Raw genomic sequence first — 21118 nt, 5'->3', positions numbered from 1 at the left:
GGACCGCCCCGATTTCGCCGCCGTCGACCGCGAGGGCAGCCGCCGTGCTGGAGTCTGCGTCCGCGGACGCGGGAGTGCGGCAGGTCGTCTACGTCGGCGGGCCTCGTCCCGACTCCCCCTCCTCCCACTTCGCCTCGCGCGCCGAGGTCGGCGACGTGCTGGCGGCGGGAACGGTGCCCGCGCTCGTGCTGCAGGCCTCGATGATCATCGGTGCCGGTTCGACGAGCTTCGAGCTGCTGCGGTCGACCGCGCGGCTCACACCGTGGGTGCCGATGCCGTCGTGGATGCACAACGCCAGCCGGCCGATCGCGGTCGGCGACGTCGTGCACTTCCTGGTGGCCGCGGCGAACCTCGCGGAACCGGTCGACGGCGTGTTCGACCTGGTCGGCCCGGAGCTGATCACCTACCTCGAACTGGTGCAGCGATGCGCGCACGTGCTGCGGCTGCCGGTCCGCCTGCCGGTGCCGGCACCGTTGTGGTCGCACAAGCTCGCCGCGCAGGTCGCCGGCCTGGTGACGCCCGTGTCGGCGGCGGTCGCGGAACCGCTGTTCGATTCGCTGGACCACGACCTCACGGCCACCGGCAGGCCCGCCACCAAGGTGCTGCCCTCTCCGTCCGGTGGCGTGACGAGCATCGAGAACGCCATCCGCGCCGCGACCACCTCGCACTCCGAGGACACCGACGGCGAGGTGTACAGCGAAGAACGAACGGTGCTGACCGACGCGTCACCGCAGGACGTGTGGCGCACGGTGAACTCGTTGGGCGGCAAGGACGGCTGGCACACCGTTCCTCTCGTGTGGACGGTCTGCGGCGCGCTCGACCACCTGCTTGGCGGAATCGGTCTCTACCGGGCACCCGAGGTCGGCGCAGGCGACGTGATCGACTTCTGGACCGTCGTGCACCGCGACTACGAGGCCCGGCACCTCGTGCTGAGGGCGGACATGAAGATGCCCGGCCACACCGAGCTGGACATGCGCGTCGACCGTGAGGACGAGCAGACGCGGTACCGGCAGAAGGTCACGTTCACCGTGGACGGGCTGCTGGGCCAGCTGTACTGGATGACGCAGAAGCCGTTGCACGACATCGTGTTCGCGACGATGGCACTCGGAATCGTCAAGGCCTCCGCGGCACACCGGCTCAGCGCCGGAGCAGGCCGGCGGCGCTGACTGTTCACGACCAGGTCGGGCGGTCCGGCGCCTGCGCGAATAACTGCGTTACCTCGTCCCTGTGGGGTGCCACAACATGGCTCAACGGGCCTGACCTGCGGATCAAGCCGCTGCAGGTTCGTACTTGTTAATCAGGCCGCCAAGCACTCGCCGACGACGACATCCGGATCTACAGCCTGGGTCTCCGGTCGGGTGATCGGGTTGTAGTGGGATACGTAGCGGGTACTGCACTGACGTCAGGTGCCGCTGGTTGACGAACAGCAGCCGGTCGGTGAGCTCTCGCCTTACAGTGCCGACAAACCGTTCCGCGTGGCAGTTGGCCCGCGAACACCTCGGCCGGATCTTCACAACATCAATGCCGGCTTCCGCGAGAACCGAGCCGAACAAAGACGAGATACAGCAGTCGCAGCGCAGCGCCACGCCCACGATCATGCCCGCAGGATGACAGAACTGATCACCGCAGGTCAGCGTGTGGCTGCAGAGTTCTGGCACCCCACAGGCGAAGCCGGACTCGACCATGCGGATCGCGTCGAGCACGTAGGGGACCAGCAGGGCGTTGACCACGAAACCCGCGCGGTCCTGTACTCGGACCACCCGCTTCGCCAGGCGCTTCTCCGTGAACTCCTTGGTGCGCTGCGCGGGCTCGGCGCTGGTGACCAGTGACGGCACCAGTTCAACGAGATCCAGGACCGTTACAGGGTTGAAGAAGTGCACTCCCACCAAGTTCGCCGGGCGCCACGTGGTCATCGCCAGCTTCATCACCGGGATCGACGAGGTGTTGGTGGCCAAGATGGCCTCGTCGGAGATGACGACCTCGTTCACCCGGCGGAAGACTTCGAGCTTGGCCGACTCGTCCTCCGCCACCGCCTCGATCACCAGGTGTCGGTCGGCGAGGTCGACCAGGTCGGTTGTCCAGATCAACCGCCGCAATGCCGCGTCCCGGACCGACCCGTCGAGTTTCCCTGCGTCGTTGCGCAAGAGAACCGTCGACGCCACGTAACCTTCGGGCGTGAGCGCCGTTCCCGGACACCACCCCAAGGTCTTCATCGCGTACGCCCAGGACTCGCCGGCACACAAGAATGCCGTCCGCAGCCTCGCCGACCTGCTCCGGTCCTACGGCGTCGATGCGGAGATCGACCAGTACGCGGAGGAAACCCGGCAGGACTGGAACGAGTGGGCGCACCGCCTTGTCACGGAGTCCGACTTCGTCATCATCGTTGCCTCGCCGCGAATGAAGGCTGTCGGCGACGGGACCGCGCCTGCCGACCAGAACCGCGGTGTCCAGGCGGAGATGACCGTCATCCGAGACCTCCTCCAGCGCGACCGGCCGAAGTGGACCAAGAAGATCCTGCCGGTCGTCCTCCCCGGCGGCACCATCGACGAGCTCCCGGACTTCGTCGGCCCCTACGCACTGAGCCACTACCGCGTCGAAGACCTAACCCTGGACGGCATCGACACCCTGCTCCGCCTCATCACAAGCCAACCCCGCGTATCGCGTCCACCGCTCGGCGAGCTGCCGAAGTTGCCACCACACCCCGCCCCCGCCGTTCACGAGACCGCATCTACCGAACCAGAGTGGCGAGTGCTGCCGACGCCCGTTCCGGTCATGTGGCGTACGGAAATCATGGCCGTGGGCAACCAATGGCTACCCGATTGGTCGGCAACGGTGGAGCTTCACCTGGCTCCCGTCACCGACGCTGCCCGCATCCCCTCAAGCCGCCTGCGCACGCTCGGCGACCGCCTTCCCTCCGCGATACGACAGCACGGCTTGGCCCCGGACACCGAGGGAGTGCAGAATCGCCTGACCGAGGACATCGCACAGGTCAGCCACTACGACCCGCGCACCGGAAGCGGCGCCAGCCTCGCCGTCGTGCGCAACGGACAACGCTCGGCTTGGCGGACACTGCCAAAAGCGACCATCGGCAACGTGCTCATCCGAGACGACGCCGCAGCGGACATCGCCACCATGCTTCACCTGCTGCTCGAGCTTGACGACGCACTGCCGGACCAGTTCGCACCCGCCATCGGCATCGAACCGACGAACTCGGTTCGCATCGGACACCGGAGTGACCTGACCAGCAATTCGGCCTCGATGTCGATGTCGAACACGAAGAACATCCGCATCGAGGCCGAGGAGTCGCTGACGATCGGGGACCTGACCCGCTCCGCTACTGCCGTCGCGCAGGAGATGGTCGAGCGCCTCATCACCAGATTCCCTCAGCACTGACACTGTTCCGCTCGACAAGGTAGTCAGCGAACCAAGCACGACGCCTCCTCGAGCCGCAACGCGCGATCAAGCTCGATGTTTGTCGGGGTAGCTGAGGCCTGGTGAGCGGCCGTCGACGCTCCAGGCCGGGATCACCGACACCGCCCGCGCAGGGTGAGCGGTCGCGGTCGGGCCCACGGCCACCACGTAGATCAGGTCAGCCCGAGACGAAACTCGGCCCGGAGGACGGCCGAAACAACGTCACCCACGCCGCGGCCTCCTTCCGCTCCCCCACCAGAACCGACGACGTCCTTTTCTCGATCGTGTACCGCTCGGAAAGTCATCGCTGCAGCTCAAGCGGTATCGGTACTCGTTGATCACCCCACCAAGGATCCGCGTGCGGATAGGTCGACGGCCAGCGCCGTCAAGATCATGCGCCGCTGCCGGATACTCGTGAACGTCTGGCGGTAGCTGGTCACGGGCCTGGCGAGGCCTGTGCCTGTTGTAGTGCTTCTGGTATGCCGCAAGTACCTGACGCGCATGGCACTCTCCCAGAATGAGAACGTGGTCGAGAATCTCACGGCGAATGCTGCCGATGATCCGTTCGCAATGCGCGTTCATCCGCGGAGCTTGCGGCGCAATCGCAATCACTCGCAGTTCCTCTGCCTCAAATACGGCGTCGAACGCGTCGCCATACTTACCGTCGCGGTCACGCAGCAGGAAGCGGAGAGACGCCATGCGCACTCCGAGCTCTCCGGCCAGGTTCCTCGCCTGCTGCACCGTCCACTCCCGCGTCGGATGCGCGGTGACACCGGTGATGCGCAAGCGCCTGGTGCCGTGTTCAAGAAACGCCAGCACGTACAGACGTGCGCCGAGCACGGTGTCGACGTGGAAGAAGTCCGCCGCGATGATCCCCTCGGCCTACGCGGTCAGAAACTCGCGCCAGGTCGGACCATATCGCCGCGGCGCCGGATCGATGCCAGCGCGGTTCGAGATCTCCCAGACCGTCGAGGCACCAGACGATGACCAACCCGAACCAACTCGCCATGGATCTGCGCCATGATGGATACCGGCAATCCCAGCTATCAGAACATCCGGCGTTCCAGCAGATCCGCACGGCCAGCTCCGTTTCCCAGCACCACATGGTGTCTGAGTAGCCCGAGCGCCCAACGCTATGCAGCTACGGGCGACGCCTCGCCGTCGAGATCGCAATACCAGCACTACCAACCGTAACCATTAGTATTCGGATCCATAGTGGAGCACCTGGAGGAACAAGGCCGGCTGATGCGGCCAGAGCCGCCGCCATGCCAGGAAAACCAAAGTCGAGCGCACGATGCGTGACGGTTTGCCGAAATCCGATAGAAAGTCTCAATTGTGGGCCGATAGTATCTCCATCTGGCACTAGCTGTATGTACGACAGCTCATTACGTCTACGCCCCTTGCATTCAATAATAATGCGCTCGGTGCTAAATTTGTGGCCGAACTGGAGATCAGCTGGCTGCGCCACTCGAAGTAAAGACTCGTCTACCTGTAAGCGATACTTATGGGCAGGTATGGACCTTGGCGCGGCGATCGCATGCAGCACAACCTCAATCGAACTATTCGATCGCACTATATACTGACCCGCAAGGGTTGGCGAAATTGGAGCATTGTCATTCAGGTAGCAGATTTGCTCTAAGTAGATAAAAGATGCATCTCTGAATGCATCCAAGGACGCAAGTGATGTTACAGTTTCTTGCCAATCGTTCATATCATCGCCGCGGTCAGGCGCTTGAACGTCAGGCACCTCTAGCACGAAATGCCCTGATCTCGGTCCATCCAGCGCCAAAACTGGATTCGCCGCAGACTCCGCAAGTTGAGGAGGTACTTGCCCGCCCCCAAATCCTTCGACCGAAACGTCTATAACACCATAGCGACCTACCGCCTGAGACGAGATCACCTTTCCAAATCGGACCGGCACGGCAACTGCGGAATTCAGCACACCGTCATTACCCTGATGATAAGAAATTAGTATCGACCTGCCAACAAGTCCATTGCCGCGCCATTGAAGCCAAGTTTTCGGCGCGATATAATCCTTGTCGTACCTATATCTATTGCATGCTCCACGCGGAAGCGCTGACGTGCTATGTAGATTCTGGGCATACCGTGGGCGCGCGTCAGTTATGAACATTAGAAGCATTACTCTCTCCCCTTCCCGCGTCGCACAGTGCGCCCGAATAGGAGCTGGCCCTGAAGAGGGCATTGACTCAGCTCGAACCGTGTTCCTAGGAGCGCCTTAAGGGCATCATAGTCGGACGTACCAAACTTTAACGCCAACTGGGCGTGCGTAACAAAATCTCCAGCGACATAAGCATACGGCTGCGAAGGAAGGCAGTGCAGGAATTTCCAGTTACAGGAAGCGTAGGAAGCGCCCGTGAATCCCAGATTTGGATCCACTGTCGTAATCATCCATCTGGACTTGGCAATCAATGACGACTTCCTTGCAACCCGCGATAGCAGATAGGAGATCGAATTTGTTATGCCAGGCAAAAATGAGTAGACTCGCGAAATCATCGCTATCTCACCAGCTTGACACCCAAGCTTGCTTTCTATCGACTGACGCTTTCCGTCAAATCCAACCGGAGAGACGCAGCAATACGTGTAGATAGCTCCTGATAACGGATCACGCAGGACCCAGTGTTCAGAGTTTGACCGATGGACACCGATGTAGTGCAGGTTTTCCGATATTAGCTTGGCCGTAGACCCGCCAGTCTGGCAGACGTCAAGGTTCTTCAGACCAGACTGAGGCTTGGGACACAGAGAGAGCAGGTGTTGCGCTGTCAATCTTTTTAGTTGCATCTTTTCAGCTATGCGCTCTGCATCTTTTTTCGCCCAACTCATTTCGATGATCCCAGAGTCCGAGGCTGCTCGCGGAAAATGCAGGAGAAGATTCAAATTGACTTCGCGTATGTTGAGTCCGTACTTTGATCCTATAGGCGGAGCAAGCAGCGATGCAGCATCTGTAAACGACACACTCTGCGCGGCGACCCAATGCACCATATCCAACCCTCCCTGCAGTTAGTCGACCTCGCGGAGACGACCGTTACAGATCCGTGGTGACATGCTGACACGGCGCCTGGGACCCACTTCAGGTTCGGTGCCTCTGCTGAGGCTTGACGGTGTCAGCCGTCGACGCGATTTGCGTTTCCGTGAGCTTGTGCGTGCCGAAAACTACGTCCATGCAGGTAGGTGCATGGCGACACTTGTGGATGACTCAGCCGAGAAGATCATGTCGGTCTATGACGTGGCGTTGGATCTTGAGCGGGTTCGCCAGGATGGGGCCAGCCCCGCAGGGAGTGGTGCGCCAGCGAGCTATCGGCGGGCTCGGCGCTCGCTGTAGTGCCACTCGTTCTCGTGCAGCGCCTGGCACAGATGGGCCTGGTTCCAGATCAGCACGCTGTCTAACAGGTCACCGCGAAAGTTCTTGCTCCAGCCGATACAGACCAGCCCGAAAGATTGATTAGTGTAGACTGGCCCTCTATACTGGGTTCAAGCTATCCAATAGCGCATGAACACACGAACTGCGCACGCTTGCCACACGTGGGGGTTCAAGTCCCCCCTTGAACCGCGAACTGCGGCACGCCCGCCACACTGCCTGACACATAGACTGCGGGTCTGTAAGTCATAAGGATTCAGCGAAAATTGCTGGTAGAGCACATGGGCGCAGGGGCCAACTCCGACCTCGGACATAAAATTAGCCAAATCGGCCGCGTGTTTGATGGAAACATCAGCCTCACTGCCAATATGCATACAGAAGACCTACAGGGTCGAGCCGCCTGCAGACGCCAGCAAGGCCCTGTACGTGCCGAAAAATACGTCCACGCAATTCAAGGCGGATGGCAATATTCGCGAATGAGCAGCTGGTCGAGCACGCCGAGAACAAGGCAACCGACGAGGACGTGCTGCGTGCGTTGCGCGGTCTGCCGCTGGCTGACTACGAGAACGAGAACGAGGTCATCCGGTCGGTGCGGATCGAGCCCGCTGAGGGCTGGCCCGAATCCGCACGCGCGGTTCAGGCGCGTGCGGCGCGCAAGCACCGCACCCATCTCGCGGAACACGAGGTGGACGGGTGAACAGGCGTCAGGGCGACCTCGTGTCGAGTCGGACCCGCCGTGGTGGGGTGAACTCCTGGCCGCCGGCCTGACCTCCGAGGTCGAAGACAACAGGTGCCGGGAGGTATGAGGCTGTGGAATCAGCCGACACGAAGCGGGGTGGGTGATCCTGGCGGCAGATGACTGGAAAGGCGCGTTGGACGAGGTCACCGCGCAGGTCAAGGGCAAGATGGTGACGATCGAGGTGCTCGACCGGGCGATCGGCGATCAGCCCGAGGTCGAGCGGCTGCCGTTCAACTACGCCGCGTACGACACGAAGGACGACGTGGCGATCGTCGTCGTCGACGACGACGACGCGCGGTATCCCTTGGTGCTGCGGCACATGGTGTGGCGGCCAGTGGAGATCACCGTGTCCACCGATTTCCCCGAACCTGCGGTGCGGATCGTCGAGCAGGACGGCACCACGATGCCCGTGACGTTCCACGCGCCGGCTGAGCCCATCGCATCCCGAGCGACAGCGGACGGCACGAGACCGGGGACGGTTCAGGCTGCGGCAGGTTCGTACTCGTTGACGAGGCCCGCGACTAGAGGTGACCGTGACGTCCGCGGTCACCTCTCGACCTGCTTGCGGATCATTTCGCACCGCTTGGTGGCCACTGATCGAGGCGATGAGGACCGGCACCTCGTCCTCATCGTTTCCGACGACTCCGGTGCGGGAGTGGGTCACGCCGGAGGGTCTCCACCACCGACCGCGACCGGTGTTCGCCTGCGCGCGGCAGGTTATTCACCGGAACAGCGGGTACCTGCCGGTTTCGCGGTGGCCCCCCGTTGCGTCGGTCGGTGACCACCGAAGTGACGGTCTGAAGGAGACGCCATGCGTGCGATGGTCTATCGAGGTCCCTACAAAGTCCGCGTGGAGGAGAAAGCCCAGCCTGTCGTCGAGCACCCGAACGACGCGATCGTGCGGGTCACGATGGCGGCGATCTGCGGCTCCGACCTGCATCTCTACCACGGCATGATGCCCGACACGCGTGTGGGCATGACGTTCGGGCACGAGTTCATCGGCGTGGTCGAGGAGGTCGGGTCTTCGGTGCGCAATCTCGCGCCCGGCGACCGCGTCATGGTGCCGTTCAACATCTTCTGCGGTACGTGCTGGTTCTGCGCACGTGGCCTGTACGCCAACTGTCATAACGTCAATCCCAATGCCACGGCCGTTGGCGGTATCTACGGCTACTCCCACACGTGCGGCGGTTACGACGGCGCCCAGGCGGAATACGTCCGGGTGCCGTTCGCCGACGTGGGGCCGACCGTCATTCCGGAGTGGATGGACGACGAGGATGCCGTCCTGCTCACGGACGCGCTGTCCACCGGTTATTTCGGGGCGCAGCTCGGCGACATCGTCGAGGGTGACGTGGTGGTGGTCTTCGGCGCCGGGCCCGTCGGCCTGTTCGCGGCGAAGGCGGCCTGGCTGATGGGCGCCGGTCGCGTCATCGTCGTGGACCACCTCGAGTACCGCCTGGCCAAGGCTCGCGCGTTCGCCCACGCCGAGACTGTGAACTTCACCGAGTGCGACGACGTCGTGGTGCACATGAAGAAGACCACTGATTTCCTCGGCGCGGACGTCGCGATCGACGCCGTGGGCGCGGAGGCGGACGGCAACTTCACGCAACACGTCACCGCGGCCAAGCTGAAGCTCCAGGGCGGTTCCCCGGTGGCGCTCAACTGGGCCATCGACTCGGTCCGCAAGGGCGGCACGATTTCGGTGGTGGGCGCCTACGGCCCGATGTTCAGCGCGGTGAAGTTCGGCGACGCCATGAACAAGGGCCTGACGCTGCGGATGAACCAGTGCCATGTGAAGCGGCAGTGGCCGCGGCTGTTCGAGCACATCCGCAACGGCTACCTCAAGCCCAGCGACGTGGTCACCCACCACATTCCGCTGGAACACATCGCCGAGGGCTACCACATGTTCTCGGCCAAGCTGGACGGCTGCATCAAGCCGCTGATCGTGCCCAACGCCGCCTGAAGGAGACGACCGCCATGACCTACACGTCGGACAAGCCGCCACTGGCCGAGTCCACCGACCAGCTGCGAGCCAGGATCCCGGGCTGGGGCGCGGACCTGGATTCGAAGGACCGCCCGTCGGTGCCGAAGCTGCGGTGGCAGGAGGACCGGACCGGCGCGCACTGGGACTTCCCGGACCGCCAACCGGAGAAGTGGCCGCGGGAACGTTCGATCGAGCACAAGTTCCTCCCTCCCGTTTTCGGCACCTCGTGCCCGCCCAAAGGGGTGTCCGGAGTGATCCGCCGGCTCGCCTACCGGAAGTTCAGCGAGGGGCGGGCGGCGCACTGGCTCCTGCTGCTGGCCGCAGACCGGGTGGACGCGTGGGAGAGCCACCTGCGCTCGTTCCTGACCGCCCGGCCGGACAATCCCGTCACCGAGACGGGGGTGCTGAGCGAGTTCTCCCGACACGGCTTCTCCTCCCGCATCGGCCAGAAGCGGTCCGACGTCAAGCACCAGGTCCTGGACCCGGTCATCGTGGCCGGACCGTGGGTGCTGGCCGTCGCGATCGCGGTCACGCTGGTGCGGAAGCTGACCCGCCGCTCGTAGGTGAGCACGTCGCGGTGCCGGCCTGGGCGAAGTGGTTCACGACCGGGACGGGCGCACGCGGCTACTAGTCGTTCAAGAAGAAAGAGGACGACTGCGTCCGTTCCGTTTCCATCCCTGATGCCCGCGTGGACACGTTCATCTGCGTGGAACTGGGGTAGTCGACCGGCATGAACAACGAAAAGCAGCAACAGGAGCAGGACTACGACGACGCGAGCCGCACGTCCTTGGCGGAGGCCGACGCGGACGACGCCGACACCGTTCCGGGGCGGAGCGGATCCGGCTCCGCGCATCCCGAACCGAACCCGACCGGCAACGTCGGCATCTCCGACTACTCGGCCGCAGACGACCCGGACAGGGGCTGAACCGGCATGCGCGGCTCGCTGCACTTCGTGGGCAACGCCACCACTGTGCTCAGGCTCGGGCCGTTCACGCTCCTGACCGATCCCAACTTCCTCCACAAAGGTCAGTGGACGCACATCGGTCAGGGCATCGTGTCGCGCCGGCTCACCGATCCGGCCGTCGAGATCGCCGACCTGCCCGAGCTGGACGCCGTGCTGCTCTCCCACTTCCACGGCGACCACTTCGACCGCGTGGCGAGCCGGCAGCTCCCGCACGACCTGCCCGTGCTCACCACCCCGCACGCGGCGAAACGCCTGTCGCGCCGCGGGTTCCGCGAAGCGACGCCGTTGCGCACCTGGCAGACGACCACGATGTCCAGCGGCGCGGCCAAGCTGACGATCACCTCGTTGCCCGGCAGGCATGCTCTGGGACCGCTGGGACGCCTGCTGCCTCCCGTCATGGGCACGATGCTCGAATACCGAGAGGCGGCGGGCGTCCTCCCGTTCCGGATCTACCTCAGCGGCGACACACTCGTGCACCCGGAACTGCGGGCCATCCGCGAACGTTTCGACGGCATCGACCTCGCGGTCATGCACCTCGGCGGCACCAAGGTGCTCGGCGTCCTGCTCACCATGGACGGCGAGCAGGGGGCGGACCTGATGGAGTTGCTGGACCCGCGCGTCACCGTGCCGGTGCACTACGAGGAGTACGGCGTAATGAAGTCACCGCTGTCCGACTTCACCGCGGAGGTGTCGCGGCGCAGGACCGGGCTCGACGTCCAAGTGGTGGAGCGCGGGGACAGCTTCGCGTTTCCGAATCGAGACTGACCCGGCGGGCAGGACGGCGGCGCCGTTCAGCGCTCGAACATGCGCGTGAGACCGGTGATGTCCCAGAGTCGCCGAACGGACGGACTAGGAGACGTCAGGCGCAGCGAGCCCGTCATCCCGCCAGCTCTTGCCCGGCTGCGCACCAGTGCGCTGAGGCCGCTGGAGTCGCAGTAGGTCACCTGCGAAACGTCGATGATGAGGCGGTAGCGCCCCTCGGGCGCTCGTCGTCACGTCCGTCGCCCGCCGGCTGAACTGGCCGGCACGGCTGGTGCTGGTGCCACCGCCGTTGCTCTACAGCGCCGCCCTGGACAGCTCGTACCTGAGTATCCGCAGCATCCTTGCGGCGATCGGATTCCTCGCGGTGGGGCTGGTGCTGTTCACGACGCACGTCGTCGGCTGACCGCCAAGATGGTGTGTAGACGCCTGCCGGACCGCTGCGGACATCATACCCAGGGCCGTCGATGGACCAGCAGGAGCCGCCGGCCACCGATTTGGACGCGCACTGCGCCGTCTCCTGGGCAAATCCGGCGACAACCGGACGGCTCGGCCCTCTCCAAGGCCGAGCACGTGGCGATCATCACGGCCTCTGGGCCGTCTCGATCAGCAGCCCGGTGAGCTCGACGGGCATGGTGATCATGCAGTCGTGGCCGGTCGGCAGTTCCCGTACCCGCTCGCCTTCCGGGACAGGTCGCCGGGTGATGCCTGCCGGCTGACCTTCGACGCAGTGGAGGTGCGTGCGCGGGATCGCGCGGGCGGCAGGGTCGTCCAGGCGGACCGGCTCCTGAAGGCATCGCGCCGGGTGGTCCGACAGCATCGAGCGCAACCAGGCGACGTCCTGGGGATCGGTGACGCCGAACAAGCCGAGTGGCGGCGGCTGCTCCGGCATCGGCGGAACCCGCCAGCCGTCCACGGCGACATCGAGGAGCCGCTTGGTGACTGGGAGTACGTCGACCGCGGACTCGCCGTCCTCGGGGACCATCGCGTCGAGGAACACCAGATGCGCGATCCGCTTCGGGACTCTCTGGGCGACCCCCGAGATGACCATCCCGGCATAGCTGTGGCCGACGAGCACGACGTCGTCGAGACGCTCGTCGTCGATCAGGCCGGCGATGTCGTCGACGTGGGTGACGAGCCCGACCTCCGGGCTCAGCAGGTGTGCCTTGTCGCCGTAGCCGGTCAGCGACGGCGCGAGCACCCGGTGTCCGGCCGACTCCAGCAGCGGAACCACGCGGTCCCAGGCCTGCCCGCTGTGCCAGGCGCCGTGTACCAGCAGAAATGTAGCCATGGTCGTGCGGTTCCTCCTCGTGCCTCGGTACCCTTTGGTAACCGAGAACATCGTGATCCGCACGACGCGCACCGGGCAATACGGCACTTTTCGGTGCCCCGGTTCTCAGGAGGTAACCATGCAGGACCCGTGCCAGGCCCGCGAAGTCCTCGGGATCGTCGGGGACAAGTGGGCGCTGCTGATCGTGCGCATGCTCAAGGACGGGCCGCGTCGGTTCACCGAACTGAAGCGAGCCGTCGACGGCATCAGCCAGCGCATGCTCACCGTGACGTTGCGCGACCTCGAACGCGACGGAATCCTGACGCGCACGGTCCTCGAAGTCATGCCACCGCACGTCAGCTACGAACTGACCACCATGGGCCGGACCCTGCGGGAGGCGACCGCGCCCCTGCTCGAGTGGAGCATCACGAACCTGCCGGACATAACCGCTGCTCGCGCCGACTACGACAACCGATGAACGGGCAGGAAGCCGCGCACGACGCACAACCAGCCTCGTGACACGGAATCACGGCACCGTTCATGGCGACGTTGCAGAAGTCTTCGTCGTTTGCGACTTTCAGCGTCGCGACAATGGCCTCCGAGGACACGCGCCGTGTACCGGCGAGGCGTTCGGCACGATCGTCTTGAGCTGACGGCGCGCGGGTCTCAGCATCTGGTCGGTCTTGCCTGCTCACCGTGACAGGACAAGGCTTTTCCCGCACGACGCCTCCGTCTGTCCACATGGGAGTGCCATGACCAGGTACGTGATCATCGGAGGTGGCGCGGTCGGCGCCACCCTCGCCGCCGAACTGCACACCACCGGGCGTCGGGTGCTCCTGGTCGCGCGTGGGGCGAACCTACAAGCGTTGCGCGAGCAAGGTTTGCGTTACGTGACGCCGCGCGGCACCGACGTGGTGCGGGTGCCGGTGGTGAGCGGGCCGGACGAGGTCGAGCTGCACGAAGACGACGTGCTGGTGCTCGCCACCAAGTCGCAGGACACCGAGGAGGTCGTCCGGGCCTGGGCGTGGCGGCCGGTCGGCACGGGCACGGCGGCGTCGGAGCTGCCGGTGGTCGTGCTGCAGAACGGGTTGGAGAACGAACGGGTCGCGCTGCGGCGGTTCGCCACCGTGTTCGGCGCGGTGGTCTGGGTTCCGGCGAGCCACCTGGTCCCCGGCGAGGTCGTGTCCCCGGCGGACCCGGTCGTGGGCGCGTTCTGGCTCGGCGCCTACCCGAGCGGGAACCACCCGAGGCTGACGGTGATCGCCGAGGACCTGACCGCGGCGCGGTTCCACGTCGAGGTGGTCGAGGACGTCCGGCCGTGGAAGGCCGCGAAGCTCATCTCCAACACCGCCAACGCGCTGGGCGCGCTCTACCCGCCGAGCGCGTTGCGCGACGCCGCCGCGCGGATCACCCGGCAGGAGGCCGAACTGGTGCTCGGCGTCCGCGGCCTCACGCCGGGCCGGGTCACCGAGACCGTGGTCGTCCACCCGATTCCGGGCCACGAACGGCAGGGCGGGTCGACCTGGCAGAGCCTGCACCGCGGTGGCGCGCCCGAGACCGACTACCTCAACGGCGAGATCGTGTTGCAGGCCAGGCTGTCCGGGCGGTCCGCCCCGTACAACGCCGCTTTCGCGCAACGCGTGCAGCGCGCGGTCGCGGACGGGGTCGGCTCTGGCGGTCTCGACGACGCGGACCTGCTCGCGACGGTGCCGGACCTGCGGCGCCGTGCCGTGCTGGTCACGCCGGCCGAGCTGCACGAGCTGCTGGACGGGAGCGGGCCGCCGCTGGTGCTCGACGTCCGCTGGGCGCTGGGCGATCCCGCGGGGCACGACCACTACCGGGCCGGGCACGTTCCCGGCGCGGTCTACGTCGACTTGGAGGTCGAGCTCGCCGCGCCTCTCGGCGGCACCGCGGGGCGGCATCCCCTGCCCGACGTCGCGGACCTCCAGGCCGCCGCACGCCGCTGGGGCGTCACCGCGGACCGACCGGTGGTCGTGTACGACGACAACGGCGGCACGTCCGCCGCTCGGGCCTGGTGGCTGCTGCGCTGGGCCGGCCTGAAGGACGTGCGGATCCTGGACGGTGCACTCAGGTCTTGGCGCGACAGCGGCTTCCCAGTGTCCACAGGGGACGAGGAGGTGCGACCCGGTGACGTCGAGCTGACCGGCGGCCACCTGCCGACGCTCACCGCCGACGAGGCCGCCGCGCTGACGGACAAGGGTGTGCTGCTCGACGCCCGCGCGGCGGAGCGGTACCGGGGAGAGGTGGAGCCCGTCGACCCGCGTGCCGGGCACATCCCCGGCGCCAGGTCCGCTCCCACGGCGGGCAACCTGCGCGACGGCGCCTTCCTGCCGACCGACGAGCTGCGGGCCCGGTTCGCGGACCTGGCAGGCTCCGACGTCGGTGTGTACTGCGGTTCCGGTGTCACCGCGGCGCACGAGATCGCCGCGCTCGCGGTCGCCGGGGTGGACGCGGCGCTGTATCCCGGTTCGTGGTCGGCGTGGTCGTCCGACCCGGCACGGCCGGTCGAGACCGGAGGGTGACCGTCAGGCCGCCGGCGCCCAGCCCAGTGCGGGCGCCGCGGTGGTGGCGAGGTCGGTGAGCAGGCGGACGTTCTCCGCGAGCCCGAACGCGGGCGGCAGGAAGAGCACGACCTCGTCCGCCGCGGCCAGTCCCGGGTCGGCGAGCACCGCCGCCACGACGTCGTCGGGTGTGCCGTGGAAGACGGGGCTGATCCGCAGTCCGGCCGCGAGGTCGGCGGTGATCACCGGGGTGAGTGCCCCCTTCGGCCGGGACGCGGCCATGCCCTCGGTGCGGCGTTGCAGGTCGTAGGCGGCGTACTTCTCGCGCAGCTCCGCGGTCGGGCCGGGCAGGATCGACGCGGCGACGGCCACGGGCGGCGGTGTCGTGCCGTGCTTCTCCCACCACGCCGAGCGGTACGCGCCGATGATGCGCGCCTGGTACTCGCCGAACGTCTCCCCCTCGGCCAGGTCGTGCAGCACGGTCCCGGTGATCAGGCCGATGCCGAGCTCCGCGGCCCGCACCGCCGAAGACAGGCTCGCCGCGCCCTGCCGGACACGCGACAGCAGCCCAGGGCTGTGCGGCGTCACCCTCAGCTCGGTACCGGGCGGGGCTCCCTGTGCCGGCCCGTCCACGACGTGCAGCGTCTCGCCGCCGACCGCGGCGAGGAACCGCTCCTGTCTGCGTTGGGCCTCCGTGCGCGCATCCGTTCCCACGGCCCCGAAAACCGCGTCGAACGCCGCGTTGGCACCGGTGGCGACGGCGAGCTCCAGGCGGCCGTCCACGAGCAGGTCGGCGGTCCCGGCGGCCTCCGCCAGCAGGATCGGGTCCTGGTAGCGCATCGGCAGCACAGCGGTGCCGAGCCGGATGCGGTGGGTGTGCTGGCCCACGGCGGCGAGGAACGGCAGCGGCGACGACAGGTAGTGGTCGAAGTGCCGCTGGTAGACCCAGCCGGACTGGTAGCCCAGCGCCTCGGCGGCCCGGAACAGCGCGATCCCGTCGCGCAGCCCGCGTCCGGGACCGTGGTCGTCGTCGAACGACACGCGGGTGTTGAAGCCCAGGCGGGTCAGCGTCATCGAAGTCCTCCAGCACCGACGGGAACAGACTCGACCAACGCACGGGTGTAGTCCTCGCGCGGCGAGTCGAAGACGGTCTTCACGGGGCCGCTCTCCACGATCCGGCCGCGGTGCATCACCGAGACCGAGTGCGCGAGCTGCCGGACGAGCGCCAGGTCGTGCGAGACGAACACGTACGTCAGCCCCAGCTCGGCCTGCAGCGACAGCAGCACCTCGACGATCCCGGCCTGCACCGTGACGTCCAGCGCCGAGGTCGGCTCGTCCAGCACGATCACACCGGGCCGCAGCACGAGCGAGCGCGCGATCGCGACCCGCTGCCGTTGCCCGCCCGACAACGCGGACGGCCTGCGCGACACCAGGTCCGGGCTCAGCCCGACGGCGTCGAGCGCCTCGCGCACCCGGTCGGCGCGCTCCTGCCGCGTCCCCAGCCGGTAGCGGTCGAGCGACTCACCGACCAGCCTGCCGACCGTCCACGTGGGATCGAGCGACGTGAACGGGTTCTGGTACACCAGCTGCAGGTCGCGCCGGACCGCGCGGAGCTCGCCGAGCGACCGGCCGGTCACCTGCTCGCCGGCCACCGTGATGCTCCCGCTGTCCGGGGACTCGAGGCCCAGCAGCAGGCGGATGGTGGTCGTCTTGCCGGAGCCGGACTCCCCGACCAAGGCGTGGGTCTCCCCCGCGCCGACGGTGAACGACACGTCGTCCACCGCGGTCAGCCGGGCACCCTCGACCGCGAAGGACTTCGTGACGCCGCTGACCTGGATCTTGGGTTCACGGGTGTCCGGGATGGTGCGCAGGTGCTCGTAGCGGTCGGGGTTGAGAGCCGGGACATCCGCGTGCAACCGGCGGGCGTACGCCGACGAGGGCGCGGCGAACACCGTCGCGGTGTCGCCGGACTCCTGGACCACGCCGTCCTTGAGCACCACGAGCGAGTCCGCCCGTTCGGCGGCGACGGCGAGGTCGTGGGTGATGAGCAACAGGCTGATGTCGAGGTCCTGCCGCAGCGCGGACAGCAGGTCGAGGATGCGCTTCTGGATGGTGACGTCCAGGGCCGACGTCGGCTCGTCGGCGACGATCAGGGCAGGACGCGGGAGCACGGTGAGCCCGATCAGCACGCGCTGGAGCATGCCGCCGGACAGCTGGTGCGGGTAGGAGTCGTGGACGCGGCGCGGATCGTCCAGTCCGACCTGGGCGAACGTGTCGAGGACCAGCGCCGTCCGCTCGGCCTTCGACGCCGGCCCGAGCAGCGCGGCCGCCTCCTGCGCCTGCGAACCGATGGTGCGCACCGGGTTGAGCGCATGGCCCGGGTCCTGCGGTACGAACCCGATGGAACGCCCGCGCAGCGCCCGGAACCGCCGCTCCGGCATCGACAGCACGTCCCGGCCGTCGAACTCGACGACACCGCTCGCCCGGCCGTTCCGGGGCAGCAGCCGCAGCACCGATCGTGCGATCGTCGACTTGCCGGACCCGGACTCCCCGATCAGGGCGAGGCTTTCTCCGCGCCGCACGTCGAAGCTCACGTGCGAGACGACCTCGTTGTGTCCATATGCGACGGTGAGGTCGTCCACGCGCAGGGTCAGTCGGTCCTGCGTAGCCATCGGCTGATCCTGTTCACGGAGAGGACTGTGGTGATCATGACGAGGGCCGGCGCGTAGACCAGCCACGGGGACAGCGGGTAGTCCTTGCCGACCGAGATCAGCAGGCCCCAGTCGGAGGCGGGCGGCGGGTCGCCGTAGCCGAGGAACGCGAGCCCGGCGATGATCAGGATCGAGTAGCCGAACTGCAGCACCGCGAGCGACAGCAACGAGCGCGAGGCGTTCGGCAGCACGTGCCGCACCAGGACGTGCCACCACGCGCCGCCCTGGAGGTACGCGGCCTCCACGAACACCGCGCGCCGGGTCTTGATCACCTCCGCGCGCATGACCCTGGCGAAGACGCCGACCGCGGAGACGCCGGTGGCGATGGCGGCGTTGGTCGTCTCGAACCCGAGGGCGCTCACCACGATCACCGCCAGCAGGAACTCCGGGATCGCGAGCAGCACGTCGACGAGCCGGGCCAGCACGGTGTCGGTCCAGCCGCCGGCGAAGCCCGCGACCAGTCCCACGAGCCCGCCGACGACGACGGCGATGCCGACCGCGATCAACGCGCTGCTCACCGACGACGCGGTGCCGTGCACGACGCGGGCGAACAGGTCGCGGCCGAGGTGGTCGGTGCCGAACCAGTGCGCGAAGCCCGGCGCCTGGAACTTGTCGGCCGGCACGCCCACCGCGGGGTTCTGGCTGGTGAACAGGCCCGGTACCAGCGACCACAGCAGCACGACCCCGACGACGCCGAACGACAGCGCGGCGGTCAGCGGAACCCTGGTCGTGGGTTTGGCGAGGGTGAACGTCATGACGTCGCCGCCTCCTTGTCCCGCGTCCGCACGCGGGGGTCGAGCAACGGGTAGACGAGGTCCGCCAGCAGGTTCACGACGACGAACACGACGGCGGCCAGCGCCACGACCGCCTGCAGCACCGGGAGGTCCTGCGTGGTCACGGACCGCTCGACGAGGCTGCCGATGCCGGTGCGTCCGAAGATCTTCTCGGTGATCACCGCGCCGCCGAGCAGTTCACCGACGGTCAGCGCGATCACCGTGACCACGGGCAACGACGACGGTTTGAGCAGGTGGCGGAAGAACAGCCGGGTCTGGCCGAGTCCGCGCGACCGGGCGACCGCCGCGTACTCCTGCCCGGCCTCGTGGTCGAGGTTCGCGATGAGCACCTCCGCGACCCGCGCGGAGACCGGGATGCCGAGCGCGACCGCCGCGAAGAACGTCGGCAACGCGGCCTCGGCGTCGATCACGCGGAACAGCCCGAGCTGGAACGCGAAGACGTTGATCAGCAGCAGGCCGATCACGTAGTTGGGAACGGACAGGAACAGCGACGGGAACGCCCGCAGCAGGCCCTGGCCGTAGCGCGCCGGCAGGTACCGCGTGCCGAACGCCACCGCGAACGCCAGCAGCACCGCGACGGCGAGCGCCGACAACGCCAGCACGACCGTCGACGGGAGCACCTCGCCGACCAGCCGCGAGACCGGCAGACCCGACCGCAGCGAGATGCCGAGGTCGCCGGTCACGAAGCGTGACAACGACTCCCACAGCTGCACGTACACCGGGCGGTCGAGGCCGTAATAGGAGACGATCCGGGTGATCTCCTCCTCGGTGAACCCGTTCTGCGGGTTGCGCAGCGTGTTCGTCACCGGGTCGCCGGGCAGCACGCTGATCACGACGAAGGTGAACACGTAGGCCAGCAGGATCACGACGGCGGCTTGGACGACGCGGCGCAGGGCGTAGATGCCGTAGCCGCGGGTCATGACGTGAGCGAGGCGGTGTAGTAGTTGGCGTACGCGATGCCGTTGTACATCACGCCGGTGAGCTTCGGCGACTGCAGGTAGATCCGCTGCACGATCTGCGTCAGCGGCACGTAGTAACCCTGCTGCAACACGTAGCCCTGCAGTTCGTCGAGCACCTTCGCCCACGCCTCGACGCTCTCCGCCCGCGCGACGCCGGTCGCGAGCTCGACGAGCTTCTGGTCGCTCTGGCCGAGGCCGAACCAGTTCTCACCCTTGTTGGCGTCGGTCAGCACGCCGGCCACGGTGCCCGCGTCGATGAAGCTGCGGGTGATCTCGTAGGCGGGCACGGTCGGGCTGTTGAGCTTGATGCGCTCGCCGTAGGTGACGACGTCGAAGGACTGGATGCCGACTTTGAAGCCGAGCTCGCCGAGCTGCTGGGCCACCAGTTCGTCGATCGACTTCGACGCCGCCAGGTAGGGGTTGGAGTAGAGCGTCAGCGCGAGCTGCTTGCCGTCCTTGGCGCGCACGCCGTCGGTGCCCTTGACCCAGCCCGCCTCGTCGAGGAGCCTGTTCGACTTGGCCGCGTCGAACGCGAAGTCCGCGCTGCGGTCGGTCGCGCCGGGGACGTTGCTCTGGAACAACGACTTCGCGGGCAGCCAGTCCTCGGTGTAGACGGTCGAGATGATCTCGGCGCGGTCGATGCCGTGCTGGAACGCCTGGCGGACCTTCAGATCGTCGAACGGGGCGACCTTGGTGTTGACCGCGTAACCGTTGACGAACCCGAGGTAGCGCGGGGTGGCGGTGGTGAAACCCTGGTCCTTGAAGGACTTCAGCTCCTGCGGCGACGGGTTGTAGGCGACGTCGGCCTGCCCGGACTGGACGGCCGAGGTGCGCACCGACGGCTCCGCGACGAGCTTGTAGGTGATCGTGTCGAGCGTCGCCGGTCCCTGCTTGCCGAGCGCGGGCGGTGCCCAGTCGTAGTCGTCGCGCTTCTTCAGCACGACGCTGTCGCCTTCCTTCCAGGACTGGACGACGAACGGGCCGCTGCCGATGTCGTTGGACAGGTCGGCCTGCTGTGCCGCGGGCAGCGCGATGGTCTTCGGCGAGATCAGGATCGAGCCGTGATAGCCCAGGGTCGGGACGAACCCGAGCGTCGGCGCCTTGAAGAACACCTTCACGGTCTGCGGGTCGAGCGCCTCGGAACGTTCGTAGGTCTTGGGGAACAGGCCGATCGGGTTGATGCCGCGCGCCGGGTCGCCCTTGGACCAGATGTCGAGGTTCGCCACCACCGCGGCGGCGTCGAGCGGCGTCTTGTCGGAGAACGTCACGCCGGTCTTGAGGTGCAACGTGAACTCGGTCGCGGTGGGGTTCTGCTCCCACTTCTCCGCGATCCACGGGCTGACCTTGCCGTTCTCGTCGACGTAGACGAGCTTGTCGGTGACGTGGCCCCAGATGTGACCCTGGAAGCTGGAGATGGCGCTGTTGTTGGGAATCCAGGTGTCGCCGAGCGAGTCGATCAGGAACGTGATGCCGCCGCCCTGTTTCGCGGCACCACCTCCGGCGGTGGCACCGGCCCCGCACGCGGTGAGGGCCAGCACGGTGACGAGGCCGACGATGGTCCGGAACGCGCGGGTGGGTTTCATGCGACGACGGTAAAAGCGCGCGAGTCAAGGGGTCCAAGACGAAAAGGGG

Annotated in this window: 21 protein-coding genes; 11 read left to right on the top strand and 10 right to left on the bottom strand. The window is 66.8% G+C overall.

Going from position 1 to position 21118, the window contains the following annotated elements:
* Positions 1 to 44 precede the first annotated feature (44 nt).
* Complete coding sequence (locus tag ACFWGZ_RS00165) at positions 45 to 1166, top strand: DUF2867 domain-containing protein (RefSeq protein WP_382449222.1); 1122 nt, start codon at positions 45 to 47, stop codon at positions 1164 to 1166.
* A 102-nt stretch (positions 1167 to 1268) separates the two neighbouring features.
* On the opposite strand, the gene ACFWGZ_RS00160 is transcribed toward ACFWGZ_RS00165, so the two are convergent.
* Complete coding sequence (locus tag ACFWGZ_RS00160; RefSeq protein WP_382449221.1) at positions 1269 to 2162, bottom strand: 3-hydroxyacyl-CoA dehydrogenase NAD-binding domain-containing protein; 894 nt, start codon at positions 2160 to 2162, stop codon at positions 1269 to 1271.
* 13 nt (positions 2163 to 2175) lie between these two features.
* On the opposite strand from ACFWGZ_RS00160, the gene ACFWGZ_RS00155 reads away from it, so the two are divergent.
* Positions 2176 to 3393 carry an SEFIR domain-containing protein gene (locus tag ACFWGZ_RS00155; RefSeq protein WP_382449220.1) on the top strand — a complete coding sequence of 406 codons (1218 nt, stop codon included), beginning with the start codon at positions 2176 to 2178 and terminating at the stop codon, positions 3391 to 3393.
* Positions 3394 to 3633: 240 nt separating this feature from the next.
* On the opposite strand, the gene ACFWGZ_RS00150 is transcribed toward ACFWGZ_RS00155, so the two are convergent.
* Positions 3634 to 4251 carry an integrase core domain-containing protein gene (locus ACFWGZ_RS00150; protein ID WP_382449219.1) on the bottom strand — a complete coding sequence of 206 codons (618 nt, stop codon included), beginning with the start codon at positions 4249 to 4251 and terminating at the stop codon, positions 3634 to 3636.
* Positions 4252 to 4552: 301 nt separating this feature from the next.
* Entirely contained in the window at positions 4553 to 5311 is a 759-nt protein-coding gene (locus ACFWGZ_RS00145) for a hypothetical protein (RefSeq protein ID WP_382449218.1), read from the bottom strand.
* A 1936-nt stretch (positions 5312 to 7247) separates the two neighbouring features.
* On the opposite strand from ACFWGZ_RS00145, the gene ACFWGZ_RS00140 reads away from it, so the two are divergent.
* From ACFWGZ_RS00140 to ACFWGZ_RS00115, 6 genes are all read left to right on the top strand, one after another.
* Complete coding sequence (locus ACFWGZ_RS00140; RefSeq protein WP_382449217.1) at positions 7248 to 7484, top strand: DUF2795 domain-containing protein; 237 nt, start codon at positions 7248 to 7250, stop codon at positions 7482 to 7484.
* Positions 7485 to 7626: 142 nt separating this feature from the next.
* Entirely contained in the window at positions 7627 to 8307 is a 681-nt protein-coding gene (locus ACFWGZ_RS00135) for a DUF5335 family protein (protein ID WP_382449216.1), read from the top strand.
* 30 nt (positions 8308 to 8337) lie between these two features.
* Positions 8338 to 9486: a zinc-dependent alcohol dehydrogenase gene (locus tag ACFWGZ_RS00130; protein ID WP_382449215.1), complete on the top strand. Its 1149-nt coding sequence runs from the start codon at positions 8338 to 8340 to the stop codon at positions 9484 to 9486.
* A 14-nt stretch (positions 9487 to 9500) separates the two neighbouring features.
* Positions 9501 to 10070, top strand: coding sequence for a hypothetical protein (locus tag ACFWGZ_RS00125; RefSeq protein WP_382449214.1), 570 nt, complete (start codon positions 9501 to 9503; stop codon positions 10068 to 10070).
* A 167-nt stretch (positions 10071 to 10237) separates the two neighbouring features.
* On the top strand, positions 10238 to 10432 hold the full coding sequence (locus ACFWGZ_RS00120; RefSeq protein ID WP_382449213.1) for a hypothetical protein: 195 nt from the start codon (positions 10238 to 10240) through the stop codon (positions 10430 to 10432).
* A 6-nt stretch (positions 10433 to 10438) separates the two neighbouring features.
* Positions 10439 to 11236, top strand: coding sequence for an MBL fold metallo-hydrolase (locus ACFWGZ_RS00115; RefSeq protein ID WP_382449212.1), 798 nt, complete (start codon positions 10439 to 10441; stop codon positions 11234 to 11236).
* Between the two features lie 26 nt (positions 11237 to 11262).
* Here ACFWGZ_RS00115 and ACFWGZ_RS00110 read toward each other — a convergent pair whose 3' ends face one another.
* Entirely contained in the window at positions 11263 to 11430 is a 168-nt protein-coding gene (locus tag ACFWGZ_RS00110; RefSeq protein WP_382449309.1) for an STAS domain-containing protein, read from the bottom strand.
* A gap of 74 nt (positions 11431 to 11504) precedes the next feature.
* Here ACFWGZ_RS00110 and ACFWGZ_RS00105 point away from each other — a divergent pair, with 74 nt between their 5' ends.
* A complete protein-coding gene (locus ACFWGZ_RS00105) occupies positions 11505 to 11636 on the top strand; it encodes a hypothetical protein (RefSeq protein ID WP_382449211.1) in 132 nt (43 codons plus the stop codon).
* A 177-nt stretch (positions 11637 to 11813) separates the two neighbouring features.
* Here the strand turns inward: ACFWGZ_RS00105 and ACFWGZ_RS00100 are convergent, their stop codons facing one another.
* A complete protein-coding gene (locus ACFWGZ_RS00100; RefSeq protein WP_382449308.1) occupies positions 11814 to 12521 on the bottom strand; it encodes an alpha/beta fold hydrolase in 708 nt (235 codons plus the stop codon).
* Between the two features lie 118 nt (positions 12522 to 12639).
* On the opposite strand from ACFWGZ_RS00100, the gene ACFWGZ_RS00095 reads away from it, so the two are divergent.
* Entirely contained in the window at positions 12640 to 12978 is a 339-nt protein-coding gene (locus ACFWGZ_RS00095) for a winged helix-turn-helix transcriptional regulator (protein ID WP_382449210.1), read from the top strand.
* A gap of 274 nt (positions 12979 to 13252) precedes the next feature.
* Positions 13253 to 15043 (top strand): rhodanese-like domain-containing protein, encoded by a 1791-nt coding sequence (locus ACFWGZ_RS00090; protein WP_382449209.1) that lies wholly within the window; start codon positions 13253 to 13255, stop codon positions 15041 to 15043.
* A gap of 3 nt (positions 15044 to 15046) precedes the next feature.
* Here ACFWGZ_RS00090 and ACFWGZ_RS00085 read toward each other — a convergent pair whose 3' ends face one another.
* Genes ACFWGZ_RS00085 through ACFWGZ_RS00065 form a run of 5 tightly spaced genes read right to left on the bottom strand, consistent with a single transcriptional unit; the run spans position 15047 to position 21069 of the window.
* Positions 15047 to 16096 carry an LLM class flavin-dependent oxidoreductase gene (locus ACFWGZ_RS00085; protein ID WP_382449208.1) on the bottom strand — a complete coding sequence of 350 codons (1050 nt, stop codon included), beginning with the start codon at positions 16094 to 16096 and terminating at the stop codon, positions 15047 to 15049.
* Complete coding sequence (locus ACFWGZ_RS00080) at positions 16093 to 17694, bottom strand: dipeptide ABC transporter ATP-binding protein (RefSeq protein WP_382449207.1); 1602 nt, start codon at positions 17692 to 17694, stop codon at positions 16093 to 16095. Before ACFWGZ_RS00080 ends, ACFWGZ_RS00085 begins: the two co-directional genes overlap by 4 nt.
* Positions 17673 to 18488, bottom strand: a complete 816-nt coding sequence (locus ACFWGZ_RS00075) for an ABC transporter permease (RefSeq protein ID WP_382449206.1) — start codon at positions 18486 to 18488, stop codon at positions 17673 to 17675. The genes ACFWGZ_RS00080 and ACFWGZ_RS00075 overlap by 22 nt, the downstream gene beginning before the upstream one ends.
* Positions 18485 to 19447 carry an ABC transporter permease gene (locus tag ACFWGZ_RS00070; RefSeq protein WP_382449205.1) on the bottom strand — a complete coding sequence of 321 codons (963 nt, stop codon included), beginning with the start codon at positions 19445 to 19447 and terminating at the stop codon, positions 18485 to 18487. Before ACFWGZ_RS00070 ends, ACFWGZ_RS00075 begins: the two co-directional genes overlap by 4 nt.
* Positions 19444 to 21069 carry an ABC transporter substrate-binding protein gene (locus ACFWGZ_RS00065; protein WP_382449204.1) on the bottom strand — a complete coding sequence of 542 codons (1626 nt, stop codon included), beginning with the start codon at positions 21067 to 21069 and terminating at the stop codon, positions 19444 to 19446. The genes ACFWGZ_RS00070 and ACFWGZ_RS00065 overlap by 4 nt, the downstream gene beginning before the upstream one ends.
* Positions 21070 to 21118 lie beyond the last annotated feature (49 nt).

Origin of the sequence: Lentzea sp. NPDC060358, from assembly GCF_042725365.1 — a bacterium.
In the GTDB taxonomy this organism is placed as follows: domain Bacteria; phylum Actinomycetota; class Actinomycetes; order Mycobacteriales; family Pseudonocardiaceae; genus Lentzea.
Note: the sequence above shows the minus strand (reverse complement) of the source record. Positions and strands in the feature narration are given on the sequence as shown.